The sequence below is a fragment of the Candidatus Binatia bacterium genome (genome assembly GCA_036504975.1).
Lineage (GTDB): Bacteria > Desulfobacterota > Binatia > UBA9968 > UBA9968 > JAJPJQ01.
On the sequence record DASXUF010000125.1, the window covers coordinates 1 to 13552 of the forward strand.

Consider the following 13552-nt stretch of genomic DNA (forward strand, 5'->3'; position numbering starts at 1 on the left):
TGCCCGACTTCCGCTTTTAACATTTCCATGAAATCTTTCACAGGGGTGGGCTTCAAGTTTTCACCGCCGCGCCGGCGCGGCGCGATCGTCGATTGCTTCATTTCCCGGTCCCCGGTAACCACGGCGTAAGGAATTTTTTCCAGTTGGGCTTCCCGGATCTTGTAGCCGAGCTTCTCGTTGCGATCGTCCAGCTCTGTGCGCCAGCCCGCGGCGCCGAGCTCTTCGGCGACCCGCCGGGCGTAGTCTTTCTGCACGTCGGTCACGGTCAGAACTTTGATCTGCACCGGCGCCAGCCAGAGCGGAAACGCGCCGCCGCAGTGCTCGATCAGGATGCCCATGAAGCGCTCGATCGAGCCTAAAATGGCGCGGTGAATCATGACCGGCCTTTTTTCCCCGCCGTCCGGCGCGATGTAACTCAGATCGAATCTCTCCGGCATGGCGAAATCGAGCTGGATGGTCGCCAACTGCCAGCCGCGTCTCAGCGCGTCGAACACCTCGAAGTCGATCTTCGGACCGTAAAACGCGCCGTCGCCCGGATTGATTTTGTGCTCGATGCCTTCGCGCTTGAGCGACTGGGCCAGGGCGTCTTCGGCGTGCGCCCAGGCGTCGAGGCTGCCCATGTACTTTTCCGGCCGCGTCGAAAGCTTGACCTGCATGTCGGTGAATTGAAAGGCGCGGTAGACCTCGCGGAGCATTTTTAACAGATCGGTCATCTCCGTCTCGATTTGATCGGGGGCGCAGAAGATATGCGCGTCGTCTTGGGAAAACGAGCGCACGCGGGTCAGGCCCGAGGTGACGCCGGATTTCTCATAGCGGTGCAGCCGGCCGAAATCCGCGTAACGGAGCGGCAGATCCCGGTAAGAACGTTTCTTTGAGCCATAGATGAAAGTATGGCCCGGACAGTTCATCGGTTTGACGCCGAACTCCCGGTCTTCGATCCGGGTAAAATACATGTTCTCGCGGAAGTGGTCGTAGTGGCCCGAGCGGCGCCACAGCTCGACGTCGAAGATCTGCGGCGTGATCACCTCTTGATAGCCGTAGCGGCCGTAGAGGCGGCGCATGTACGAGATCAACTCGTTGTAAACCGCGGCGCCCTTGGGGTGAAAAAACGGGCTCGCCGGCGCGATCGGATGAAAACTGAAGAGATCCAGCTCTCGTCCGAGACGGCGGTGATCCCGGTTCTTGGCTTCTTCCAAAAGTTTGAGATGCCGGTCGAGCGCCTCTCTCGTCGGCCACGAAGTGCCGTAGATCCGCTGCAGCATCTCGTTCTTCTCGTCGCCGCGCCAATAAGCGCCGGCGACGCTGGTGAGCTTGAACGCGCGAATCTTCCCGGTGGACGGAACGTGCGGACCGCGGCAGAGATCGACCCATTCTCCCTGGCGGTAGAGCGAGACCGTTTCGTCCGGAATCTCCCGCAGAATCTCGACCTTGTAGTCCTCGCCCATCCGGCGGAACATCTCGATGGCTGCTGCGCGCGGCATCTCTTCGCGCGTAACTTTCTGATCCTTGGCCGCCAGCTCGCGCATTTTATTTTCGATCTGCTCAATCTCTTCCGGGACGAATGACTTATCGCGCTTGAAGTCGTAGTAGAAGCCGTGCTCGATCGTCGGGCCGATCGTCACCTGCGTGCCGGGAAACAGCGCCTGCACCGCCTGTGCCATCAGGTGAGCAGTCGAATGGCGGAGGATGTCGATCCCCTCAGGGCTATCGACACGGATCCAATCCAAAGAGCAGTCGCCGCTGATCGCGCACTCCAGATCGACCGGCTTGCCGTCGAGCTTCGCCGCAACGACATCGCCGTTGACGCCGAGAGAAGAAGCTAATTCCTGTATCCTGGTCCCGGAGCTGACTTCCGTCGTTCTGCCCTCCGGCAACTTGATTTGAACGTTGGCCATATTGATAGCAATCAGCGATCAGCTCTCAGCAATAACTGGAAGCTGACGGCTGAAAGCTGACAGCTTAAAATGGTAGGCACGGGCGGGATTGAACCGCCGACCTCTTCCGTGTCAAGGAAGCGCTCTCCCACTGAGCTACGTGCCTACAAATATTAAAGGATGAAGGCGACAAGGCCGCAGGATGGAATCTCGCGCCATCCTTTATGCCTCATCCTTCATCCTTTAGTTACTACAAACGTCTGATTTTCCTACCAATTTTTCCTGCGACTGTCAACCAAGCAGCTCACGATGCGACCCGATTCTGGAGCCAGAGAAGCCCGCGATAGAGGTACTGAACGCCGGAGAACACGGTCGCTGCGGCGGTAACATAAAACAACACGTCGTCCATCCAGGGCTCGAGCAGCCGGGAGTTGGCGAGCATCGCCAGGACGACGACGACGGTGATGAGCTGGGAAACCGTGCTGAGCTTGCCGCTCATCGTGGGCTGTACTTCCGGCGCCTCCTCGGCCAAAAACGTGATCGTCACATAGCCGATCAAAATCACGGCGTCTCGGCTGACGACCAGGACGACGAGCCAGAGCGGGATGCCCTCCATCATCCCGAGCATGATGAAGGAGCTCATCAGCAGGAGCTTGTCGGCGATCGGATCGAGATACGCGCCCAGGGAAGTCTTTTGATTCATCCGGCGCGCCAGGAATCCATCGAGGGCGTCCGTTACGCCGCCGAGGATGAAGACCAAGAGCGCGTCAAGATAGAGATGCGAGGCGAGCAGGACCAAAAAAAACGGTATCGCTACGATGCGGATCAGCGTGAGGAAGTTGGGCAGGTTCAGCATAGGAGCGAACTTCAACCCTCCAGGGAACGGCTTTGCTCCAGCCATTTTCTCATCTGGCCGGCGAGCTTCGGACTCAGTAGCGCCGTCACGTGGATTTTGTTTTCTTCGTAGGTTTCATCGAGAATACGGCCCTGGCTCCGGAGCAGGGCAAGGAGGGAGCCCTGCGACGGAGAAAAAGAAAACGCGCTTCTCTCCTTCCCCTGATCGAGCGTCTTCTCGATCGCTTCGAGAAGCCGGTCGAGGCCTTTCCCCGTAAGCGCGGAGATCGGACAGGCCGCGCGCGCGCCGTTGGCGGGAAAACGGCTGAAGCCCGTTCCCGGAGCGAGATCGATTTTATTCGGCGCCAGGATATACGGCGTATCGCCCGCGCCAATGTCCCGCAAAACCGTCTCGACGACTTCGATCTGTTCTTGACAGCGCGGATGCGATGCATCGACGACCTGGAGCAGCAGATCGGCGCAGCGGACCTCCTCCAGCGTGCTTTTGAACGCCTCGATCAGCGAGTGGGGAATCTTGTTGATGAATCCGACCGTGTCCGCCAGCATAACCCGATCGCCGCCGGAAAGCCGAAGACAACGAATGGTCGGATCGAGCGTGGCGAAGAGCTTGTCCTCGACGATGACGCCGGCGCGGGTAAGCGCGTTCATCAAGGTCGATTTGCCCGAGTTGGTGTAGCCGACCAGCGCGACCGTGGCGTAGGGAACTTCGAGCCGCTCGCGGCGCTGGATGAGCCTGGTCCTTTCAACCGTTTGCAGGCGCCGTTTCAAGGTCGCGATCCGCTCGCGCACGCGCCGGCGGTCGACTTCGAGCTGGGTCTCGCCGGGTCCGCGCGTGCCGATGCCGCCGCCCAGGCGCGACAGATGCGTCCACTGCCGCGTGAGACGCGGGCGCATGTATTCGAGCTGGGCCAGCTCGACCTGGAGCTTGCCTTCGTTGCTGCGCGCCCGCTGCGCGAAGATATCCAGGATCAACTGGCTGCGGTCGATGACTCGAAGCTCGAACGCGGCTTCGAGATTGCGCTGCTGCGCCGGCGTAAGATCCTCGTCGAAGATCACCAGATCCGGCTTGGTCTCCCTAAGATACGTCCGGATCTCCTCCACTTTGCCTTTGCCGATGAGCGTCGCGGGAGTGATGCTCTTCAGGCGTTGAACGAACCGGCCGACGACCTCCGCGCCGGCGCTCCGGGCAAGTTTTTCCAGCTCGTCGAGATTGTCGTCCGGCGGATTCCCCGAGTTCCGCGCCGAGATCTCCGCGCCGACCAGGAGGACCCGTTCTTGAAATCCGCTGAGCTTTGGATAAACGCGCTTCAAGACGGCAACGGGGAGACGGTGACGCGGCTGCCGAAAAGCTGCTCCACCGTCTGGAGCAGCTCCGGGTTGGAAGCGACCCGGAGATCGTTGGGCAGTTCGATGACGGTTTCGCTTCGGTCTGGCTTCCTGAGATGAAGAAAGACCGGGCAAGTCCCGGGATATTTGCGCAGCGTGTCGTGGAGGCGAACGAATTCCTCCGACGTAACGTCGGGACTGACGACGTAGAAATGAATCCGCTCGCCGTTTTCTTTTTTTCTCCGCTCGATTCCGGGAGGCAACTGTTGCGCCGCCTGCTCGAGCCGGACGACGTTGTTGGCGATGATCTGCACGCGCTCTTCGCCCACGTCCATCTTACCGGAAACCAGAATCGGATCGTCCTGGACCAACATCTCCATGCAGCGGCGATAGGTATCGGGCCAGACGATGACTTCGATAAAGCCGGTTCGGTCTTCCAATTGAAAGCTCGCGTAGCGCTCGCCTTTCTTGGTATTTCTGAGACGCATCGCTGTGACCACTCCGCCCGCTTTGACTTCGCCGCTGACCGGGTTTTCTTTCAAATCCGATATGGCCCCGGAGGTAAGCCGCGCCAGCCGGTCTTCGTATTTATCGAGCGGGTGCCCGGTAATATAAAAGCCGACGGATTCCTTTTCGAAGGCGAGCTGCTGCTGCGCCGACCAATCTTCCACTTCGGGATACCTCTCCAATCCCCTCCCACCGCCGGAATTCAGAATCCAGAATCCAGAATCCGCCCCTCTTCCCCCTTCTGAATTCTGAATTCTGACTTCTGCATTCTGCACTCCAGCGAACAGATCGATCTGGTTGCTTTCCTTATTCTTCTGGTACGACTGCCCCGCGCGCATCGCGTCGTCGAGCGCGCCGAGCATGCGCGCGCGCGAAAATCCGGTGGAATCGAAGGCGCCGCACTTGATTAGGCTCTCCAGCACCCTTTTATTCACCGCGGTGAGTTCGACGCGGCGGCAAAAATCGAAAACGGATTTGAAGCCGCCCTCCTGATCGCGGCTTTGCAGGATGATCTCCACCGCTTTCTCGCCGACGTTCTTGACCGCCGCCAGGCCGAAGCGAATCTTCTCTCCCACCGCCGCGAAATCGGCGTGACTCTCGTTGATGTCCGGCGGCAGGACCTCGATATTCTTGTCGCGGCACTCGGCGAGATTCTTGATCACCTTGTCCGTGTCTCCGGTCTCGGAAGTCAGCAGCGCCGCCATGAACTCGACGGGATAATGCGCCTTCAAGTACGCCGTCTGGTAAGAGATCAGCGCGTAGGCCGCCGAATGCGATTTGTTGAAGCCGTAGCGCGCGAAGGTCTCCATCTGGTCGAAGATCTCGCCGGCCGTCCGCGCATCGATCTTGTTTTTCTTCGCGCCCTCGACGAAGCGCTCGCGCTGGCTCGCCATCTCTTCGGGGTCTTTCTTTCCCATCGCGCGGCGGAGAATATCCGCTTCACCCATGCTGTAGCCGGCAAGCACCTGAGCGATCTGCATGACCTGCTCCTGGTAAACGATGACGCCGTAGGTGTCTTTAAGAATCGTCTCCAGCAGCGGATGCAGATACTTGATCTGCTCGCGGCCGTGCTTTCGCTGGATATATTGCTCGGCCATGCCGCTGTCGAGCGGGCCGGGACGGAACAGCGCCAGGATGGCGACCAGGTCTTCAAAACAGTTGGGCCTGATCTTGACCGTCATCTCGCGGATGCCCGTGCTCTCGAGCTGGAAGATGCCGGTGGTGTTGCCCGAGCAGAGCATGCGATAGGTTTTCTTGTCGTCGAGCGGCAGGTTATTGAGATCGATCGTAACGTCCCGGCTCTTTCGCAGGAGCTTGAGGCAGTCGGCGAGCAGGGTCAGCGTCTTCAAACCGAGAAAGTCGAATTTGATGAGCCCGATCTTCTCGACGCTCGACATGTCGAACTGCGTGACGATGCCGCCTTCCTTGTCGAGATAGAGCGGGAGATACTCGACCAGCGGAAGATTGGACAAGACCACCCCGGCCGCGTGCGTCGAGGAATGGCGCGTGAGCCCTTCGAGGCGCATCGCGTGATCGATCAATTCCTTGACCCGCGGGTCGCTTTTCATCAGCGACGCCAGGCGCGGCTCCATCTTGATCGAATCCGCGAGCGAATAATCGAACCCCTGCTTGGGCGCCGGGATCAGCTTCGCGATGGCGTCGGCCTCGGCGAAGGAAAATCCCAGCGCGCGGCCGACGTCCTTGATCGCGGCCTTGGCTTTCAGCGTCCCAAACGTCGCGATCTGGGCGACTTTGTCGGCGCCGTACTTTTCCTTGACGTAGCGGATCACCTGATCGCGCCCGCGGATGCAGAAGTCCACGTCGATATCCGGCATCGAGCGCCGCTCGGGATTGAGGAAGCGCTCGAACAACAGGCCGTGGCGGATCGGGTCGAGGTCGGTGATCTTCAGCGCGTAGGCGACGAGACTTCCCGCGGCCGATCCGCGCCCGGGACCGACCGGGATGCCGTTGTCCTTGGCGTAGTTGATGAAATCCGCGACGATCAGAAAGTAACCGGAGAACTGCATGCCCTTGATGACGCCGAGCTCGTAGTCGAGCCGCTCATGGTAGAGATCGACCCTTTTCTTGTTATCTTCGGCCTCGGTCAAGCCGAAATTCGCCAGCCGTTCGGCTAAGCCTTTCCGCGCCAACTCGTCCAGGTAATCGTCCAGGCTGACTTCCTTCGGAACCGTAAAGTGAGGAAAGTGATAGCGGCCGAATTGCAGCTCCAGGTTGCAGCGCTCGGCGATCTCGAGCGTTCGCTCGACCGCGTCGGGGCAGTAATCGAAGCCCTGCTTCATCAGCTCCGCCGATTTGACGAACAGCTCGTCGGTGTGCATTTTGAGCCGGTTCTCGTCCTGGACGGTCTTGCCGGTCTGGACGCAGAGGAGCACGTCGTGCGCCGCGGCGTCGTCGCGCTCGCCATAATGGCAGTCGTTGGTCGCGACCACCGGCAGCGACAATTCTTTCCCCAGCTCGACGATCATCCGGTTGACCTGTTCCTGCTGCGGCAGCTTGTTGTCCTGAATTTCGAGGTAATACCGGTCGCCGAAGATCGCGGCGTAGCTCTCCGCGGCGGCTTTCGCCTTCTCGAAATTTCCGCTGTCGAGCGCCGACGAAACCTCGCCCTGAAGACAGGCGCTGAGCGCGATGAGCCCTTTGTTGTGCTCTTGCAGAATTTCCTTGTCGATGCGCGGCTTGTAATAAAAGCCTTCCATGAAGCCCACGGTCACGAGCTTGCAGAGGTTTTTGTACCCCTCCAGGTTCATGGCGAGGAGAATGAGGTGGTTATTGTACTCCTTGTTGCCTTTGTCCACGCCCTTGCGCTCGAAGCGGCTCGCCGGCGCGACGTAGATCTCGCAGCCGATGATCGGCTTGATCCCGTGCTTTGCGGCCTCCTGGTAAAACTCGATCGTGCCGAACATGTTGCCGTGATCGGTCATCGCCAGGGCGGGCTGCTTCAGCTCGCGCACCCGCTCGACGAGCGCTTCGACCTTATTGGCACCGTCCAGGAGACTGTACTGGGTGTGGCAGTGAAGGTGGACGAACCGGGAATGCTCCATGGAACTTGATTTATTCCTAGCACAAAGGTGCGGGCGCTACAATTATTTTGTTCGGGAAGATCGAGCCGGAATAATTTTGCTTCATCGCTTAGGACTCGAAACCAGCTCACACGCCCCTGATTGACCGGGCCTGATTTGAGACCCACGTAACTAACGCAATATTATAGGCGAATCGTCCGGAAAGGACTAAGACGCTTGAAGCAACGCTTGCTGAACGGCGGGGGGAAAGTCCACAAACATAAAATAGGCCGCGGGGTACAGGTAATCCTCGCCTTCATTGTCGATGACCCGAATGTACTTTGACCTGGCGGCGCTCTCGTCGGGCAGGACCTCGTAGACTCTGCGCGGTGTCAGCATATCCGGATCGTCACTGCGGATGCAGATCGCAAACTGCCGTTTTTGTTTTGGTCGGTTGGGCATAGCCATCAATCCAAGAAGCGTTTTATGCGCCTCATCTTTTTACCGATTCCATGCGCTTCAAACCAATGAATTTCAGCCCGCCGGACCGTCCCATCAAACAACCGAACGGTCGCCGCTCCCTTAAGCTTACGCCAGCGCCCCGCGCCGAATCGTTTTCTTAGAATGCGCGAGATCCGAATTCGGGTTCCAATTGCAATGGGTTCGATGTCGGTAATGTCCCCGACGATCTCAAAGTGCATTCAAGCCCACTATGCCAAATCCCGTTAAAGAAACCAAGCCAGTGCTAGCAACTTGTTCCAATCCTGCCGCGCATTGTGAGATAATGCGTTAAGTCGGTAAACTGTTCCCGGAATGACTATGAGACGAGAATATGATTTCTCCAAAGCCGTGAGGGGAAAGTTTTACCGAAAAGGAGCGCAACTGCGCCTGCCGATCTACCTTGATGCGAGGCTGCAGCGCCGAGTGGAACGGGTTGCCAGAAAAAAGGGCCAGGACATCGGAGAGATAGTGAATCAGTTGGTTAAAAAGCAATTGCGGTCTTGAACCTTCCCAAACGGATTCGGCGACGTCGAGTCGGCGGCCCATATCATCTTCGACCGTTTCGACCTCATCTACGATTCCATTTCCTTTAAATTGAAATATCTATGGTAAGCCGGCACGGAGAGCCGGCAGTTTACCTGTTGCTTTTTCTGCCGGGAAAGGCAAATGAACTACCGGTAGTGACTCATTTTGCTTTGGATTGTCGGCTAGCGGCGGCGGTTCGGCTTATCCCCGAAACGAAACAATCCCCGGTTTTGGTCCGTCAAAGTTTCGGCTTGCGAGCCGGACAGAATCTCGCCTATCCTCTACCGATCTAATGGTAGGGGGATAGTATGGAAGCAGCCGCGTGGGGCATTGTCGGCGTTGCCGCTACTATTGTATGTACGCTCTGGTTTTTTCGCAGAATCATGAAACCACCGATAATATTTTTGCCTCCAGACCCGCAGCCCAACGAGTAAGGATTTGAATTGGCAGCCCAAAAGGAAATATACACTTCATGTTCCCGCTAAAGACGATTCCAACGACGGGTTTAGGTTGGCCGAAACGAAAATGACATTCAATTTGCATTTTCAACCAACAACTGAGAGGTAAAATGGGACAGGCGATTTTCTTGATTTTTTTTTCGCAACGTCTTTTTCTGTCTATGCTTGGGATGGCAAAAGGGACAACAAGCCAGTGGCGGAACTTGAGTTGATGAACGATCTGGAATTGTTGGGCGAAGCTGGGGCCGTCTGCATTGTCGGCGCGATAGATGCGAGGTCCTATGCGACGGTGGTGAAAAGCCGCACCGCGAATGAGGCTGCACGCATGATACCCCCCGATCGTATTTCAATAAGCACCGAATATATTCTCTTGATTGAACGTGTCCTCAGAAAGCGATTGAACAATACATCGCCGACATCGCGGATAATGATCGCCGTTCAAAAGATGAGAGCTGCTGTACCCGATGGGAAGATTCGCGAGTGTAACGAGGCGTTAGAGGAGGCTGGCGGAACAATCGTCACTCCAACTAGACCAAACTGGTAACGAGGATGTTATGGTTAAGAGAACGGAAATTCACATACCGATAAACGAAATTACCAGGGTTTCGTTTTCATGTGACGAACGCGCGGCGATCATTACCGTTGATCTTGCTGAAGAAAGTCAGCGTAAGGGAATACCGGAGAAAACCAATGAAAAATTTTGCCCCATATGCAATACCCGCCTTATAAGGCCAGTATCCGACCTGTTAATGACTTTGATGGAAGTACGGAGATTGGCAGCCGCCAAAGATATAGAGAAAAACGCCTTCCACATGGTGCTTAGCGAATCGCGTAATGAATAGCGACTTTTCCCATCTCGCCCGTCGAATCCTTCTGCGCCTTGCGCCAAAAGCACCGCGGGCATTCAACTCAAGGCTTCCCGTAGAGTCACTTGCAGGCTCTCAATCAATTCCTTTTTCGAGGCTTCCTGACAATTGACTCCCGGAATCTCCTCGATCCAGCCGATCCACCAGGCGCCGGATTTTTTAACCACGGCGGTGTATGTGTCTTTCATCGCAGACCTCCTACAAGCATCATCAGAATACCATCCCGAAACCTATCTCAGCAATCGTAAGACTCACACCGCCCTTAGCGCGCTCACGATGTTGAGGCGGGCGGCGCGGAGCGCCGGGAGAAAGCCGCCGAGGAATCCCATGGTCAAAGAAAAGGCGAAAGACCAGGCGACGATGGAGGGCGACAGGGAAAAGGAAAACGCCAGCTCGGCGAAGGACGCGAAGTTGAGCGTCGAGATGGTGATGAACTGAAGCAGCGAGGCGAGTAGAAGACCTACCATGGCGCCCACCAGCGCGATCATCAGCGCTTCGCCCAGAAAGGCGGTCAGGATGCTGCGCCGCTGAAATCCCAGCGCGCGCAGCGTACCGATCTCGACCGTGCGGTTGGCGACGGCGCCGTACATCGTGATCATGGCGCCGATCGTCGCGCCCGCGCTGAAGATCACGGTGATGAAAAGGCCCAGGACCCGGATGAACGCCGCCATCATCTCCGACTGTTCTTCGAAAAATTTCCTTTCGCTTTTAGCCGTATAGTGGAGCAGCCGGTTATCGGCCTCGAACGCGGCGACGAACTCATCCAACGCGAACGGATCTCTGAGCCTCAGCGTCAGCGTCGAGTACGACGATCGTTTGAACGCATCCATGATCTGATTCGAGTCGCCCCAGATCTCCGAGTCGAAGCCGGTCCCGTCCGAGCTGAAGACGCCGACGACGCTCCAGGAGTCGCCGCCGAACTTGATCCGCTCGCCAATCCCGGCGCCGGCAAATCTATCCGCGATCGACCTGCCGACGACGATCTCGCGCGCGCCCGGCCGGAACATGCTTCCCTCGACGAGCCGGACTTGCGGGCGCAGCTCGAAGGCGGCCGGCTCGACTCCGCGAACGGTTACATTGCTCATGCCGCCGGCCAATTTTTCCATATTGATGATGACGGCGGCCTCTCTGGAGCTGAGCGGCGCGCCGTCCGCGGAGCGGGCGATTTGCGGCATCCCCGTGACCAGCGTGGCGATTTGTCTGTCGAGGATGCTGAGAGTCTCGCTGTTCGCCGCTTTGCGGAGAACCACCACGTTCTCATCCGAGCCGGTCGCCGTGAGCGTCCGCTGGATTCCGTGCGCCATCATCAGCACGGCGCTGAAGACGAAGACCACGAGCGCGACGCCGAGCACGGTCACGCTGGTGGTCAGGCGGCGCGCGCCGAAGCTGCGGAAGATGTAGCGAAACGGAATCGTCATGGCAGTAACGCTCTGCACGCCCTTCGACTAAGCTCAGGGCAAACGGAGAGATTGCGACGTTCGATAGCTCCGTTCGTACTGAGCCTTCAACAATTTTTATTCACCGCACAGACACAGAGATCACGGAGAAACTCATTTCGATTGCTTCGGGAATAGACAGACCGAAAGGAAAAAACATCCTCCGCGTCCTCCGTGCCTCTGTGGTGAATGCATCTCAAATCCTTTTGGCTAGAACTCATCCGATATACCTCAAGCCCTCGACGATCCTCGTCGCGACGGCGCGCCGCGCCGGTATCAAAGAAGCGGCGAAGCCAACCAGCAGACCGGCGAGACAACCGAGGACGATCGTCCGAGGCTCGATGTAAAAAACCGGGAACCATCCCTTGGGAAGCGCGCCTTGAAATCCCGCGACGGCTGGAAACGTGACGAGCATGCCCAGGGCGCTGCCGAGAAACGACAGCAGCAACGACTCCCCGGCGATCAGAATGAAAATATGCCGGCCGGAAAAACCCAGCGTCTTGAGCACCGCGTACTCGTGCGTTCTTTCCCGCGCCGACATGATCATCGTATTGGCGAGGACCAGGAGAATGATGCCGATGATCACGAACGACATCACGTCCATGGCGGTCATCACGGCGCCCATCGATGAGAGAAAGCTCTGCTGAAAAGCGCGCTCGGTTTCCGTCTTGGTTTCCGCGCGCGAGTTGGCGAACAGTTCGTCGATCGCCGCGGATACGGCCGCCGCGTCGTCCGGATGGGCGATCCGGCTGACGAACCATCCGACTTGCCCGGCACGGCTGTCCCCTCGCTTGCGGGCGGTTTCTTCGAGGTAGTGCCAGTGGAACAGCATGCTCGTCGGATCGGTGGTTTTGTCGCGCGGCCGGTAGATGCCCCTGACGACGAACTCCCACCGCCCCGGAAAAATATCGCCGTCGAGCGGCATCACGTCGCCGATCTTGAGCTTGTATCTCTCGGCGATCTCGCTGCCGATGACGCAGGCGTTGCGCTCGCGCTTGAAGGCCTCGAATTCTTTGGGATCGACGATGAACTCGGGGTAAACGTCGAAGAACGTATTGGAGTCCACGGCCAGCCGGGCGAAAAACTGATTCTTGTCGATGTAGACTCCCGAGAACCACACCGCGAACGTCACGCGCTCGACGCCCGGAACGCGTGCGATGCGGTCTCTATAGGCAAATGGCAGCGGAAAGACGAACGAAACCGCATGGCGCGTGATGAGCCGGTTGGCCGCCGAGGCCTCGACGCCTACGTTCCAGGCGGTGACGACCGTGCGCAGGAGCATGAACGCCATCACCGCGATGGCGATGCCGACGACCGTGAGCAGGCTGCGCAGCTTGTGCCTGAGCGCGTTGCGAACGATCAGCCTCACGAGCTCCATCGAATTCCTAGGCCAGTTCGCCCTTGTCCAGATGGCGGATCGAGCGGGCTCGTTCCGCCGCGCGCGGATCGTGCGTGACCATCAAAATGGTTTTTCTAAGTTCCCGGTTGAGCCGCTCCATCAACGCCAGCACTTCCTCGGCCGAAGCCTTGTCGAGATCTCCCGTCGGCTCGTCGGCCACGAGAATCGTCGGATCGCTGACGACCGCGCGCGCGATCGCGACCCGCTGCTCCTGCCCGCCGGAAAGCTGCCTCGGGTAGTGGTCCATGCGCTCGCCGAGCCCGACGATCCGGAGCGCGCGCGCGGCATGCTCGCGCCGCTCCAGCTTGGCAAGCGGCGAGAGCAGCAACGGCAGCTCGACGTTTTCGAGCGCGGTCAGAACGGGAATGAGATTGTAGAACTGGAAAATAAAGCCGACGTTCCGCGAGCGCCATTCCGCGAGCGCGCTTTCGTCCAGGTCCGTGAGATCCGTGCCGGCGACCAGCACCCTGCCTTCGGTCGGCTTGTCGATGCCGGCGATCAAATTGAGCAGCGTCGTCTTTCCCGACCCGGACGGCCCCATGAAGGCGACGAAGTCGCCCTCGTCGATCGCGAGCGAGATATTTCTCAACACGGGGATCTCCAGCGTGTCGCGGCGATAAGACTTCGAGACGTTCTGAATTTCAATCAGCGGCGGCGGCATCGCAGCAACCTGAGTTCCGGGTTCCGAGTTCCGCGTTCCGAGTCAGAGAACCCGGAACCCAAAAAACTCGGAACCCGGAACTCTTCTATTGAGTCTTGAGCGCGACGCGGGTGCCCGACTCGAT

11 protein-coding genes and 1 tRNA gene are annotated in these 13552 nt (G+C 58.3%); 2 read left to right on the forward strand and 10 right to left on the reverse strand.

All coding sequences use genetic code 11. The features are described 5' to 3' along the window. From thrS to VGL70_16525, 6 genes are all read right to left on the reverse strand, one after another. The coding region (gene thrS / locus VGL70_16500; GenBank protein ID HEY3305126.1) for a threonine--tRNA ligase at positions 1 to 1895 on the reverse strand (1895 nt) is incomplete at its 3' end. 70 nt (positions 1896 to 1965) lie between these two features. Further along, positions 1966 to 2040: transfer RNA gene (locus VGL70_16505), tRNA-Val, on the reverse strand. Between the two features lie 138 nt (positions 2041 to 2178). After that, entirely contained in the window at positions 2179 to 2775 is a 597-nt protein-coding gene (gene pgsA / locus VGL70_16510; GenBank protein ID HEY3305127.1) for a CDP-diacylglycerol--glycerol-3-phosphate 3-phosphatidyltransferase, read from the reverse strand. Next, entirely contained in the window at positions 2742 to 4040 is a 1299-nt protein-coding gene (hflX, locus tag VGL70_16515; protein HEY3305128.1) for a GTPase HflX, read from the reverse strand. The genes pgsA and hflX overlap by 34 nt, the downstream gene beginning before the upstream one ends. Beyond that, on the reverse strand, positions 4037 to 7624 hold the full coding sequence (dnaE, locus tag VGL70_16520; GenBank protein ID HEY3305129.1) for a DNA polymerase III subunit alpha: 3588 nt from the start codon (positions 7622 to 7624) through the stop codon (positions 4037 to 4039). Before dnaE ends, hflX begins: the two co-directional genes overlap by 4 nt. 186 nt (positions 7625 to 7810) lie before the next feature. Continuing rightward, complete coding sequence (locus VGL70_16525) at positions 7811 to 7981, reverse strand: hypothetical protein (protein HEY3305130.1); 171 nt, start codon at positions 7979 to 7981, stop codon at positions 7811 to 7813. A 1296-nt stretch (positions 7982 to 9277) separates the two neighbouring features. Here VGL70_16525 and VGL70_16530 point away from each other — a divergent pair. Continuing rightward, entirely contained in the window at positions 9278 to 9610 is a 333-nt protein-coding gene (locus VGL70_16530) for a hypothetical protein (GenBank protein HEY3305131.1), read from the forward strand. Positions 9611 to 9620: 10 nt separating this feature from the next. Then, positions 9621 to 9908 (forward strand): hypothetical protein, encoded by a 288-nt coding sequence (locus tag VGL70_16535; protein ID HEY3305132.1) that lies wholly within the window; start codon positions 9621 to 9623, stop codon positions 9906 to 9908. Between the two features lie 62 nt (positions 9909 to 9970). Here the strand turns inward: VGL70_16535 and VGL70_16540 are convergent, their stop codons facing one another. From VGL70_16540 to VGL70_16555, 4 genes are all read right to left on the reverse strand, one after another. After that, complete coding sequence (locus VGL70_16540) at positions 9971 to 10120, reverse strand: hypothetical protein (GenBank protein ID HEY3305133.1); 150 nt, start codon at positions 10118 to 10120, stop codon at positions 9971 to 9973. 63 nt (positions 10121 to 10183) lie between these two features. Then, a complete protein-coding gene (locus VGL70_16545) occupies positions 10184 to 11350 on the reverse strand; it encodes an ABC transporter permease (GenBank protein HEY3305134.1) in 1167 nt (388 codons plus the stop codon). Positions 11351 to 11585: 235 nt separating this feature from the next. Further along, positions 11586 to 12746: an FtsX-like permease family protein gene (locus VGL70_16550; GenBank protein HEY3305135.1), complete on the reverse strand. Its 1161-nt coding sequence runs from the start codon at positions 12744 to 12746 to the stop codon at positions 11586 to 11588. 7 nt (positions 12747 to 12753) lie between these two features. Beyond that, positions 12754 to 13428 (reverse strand): ABC transporter ATP-binding protein, encoded by a 675-nt coding sequence (locus tag VGL70_16555; protein ID HEY3305136.1) that lies wholly within the window; start codon positions 13426 to 13428, stop codon positions 12754 to 12756. Between the last annotated feature and the right edge of the window lie 124 nt (positions 13429 to 13552).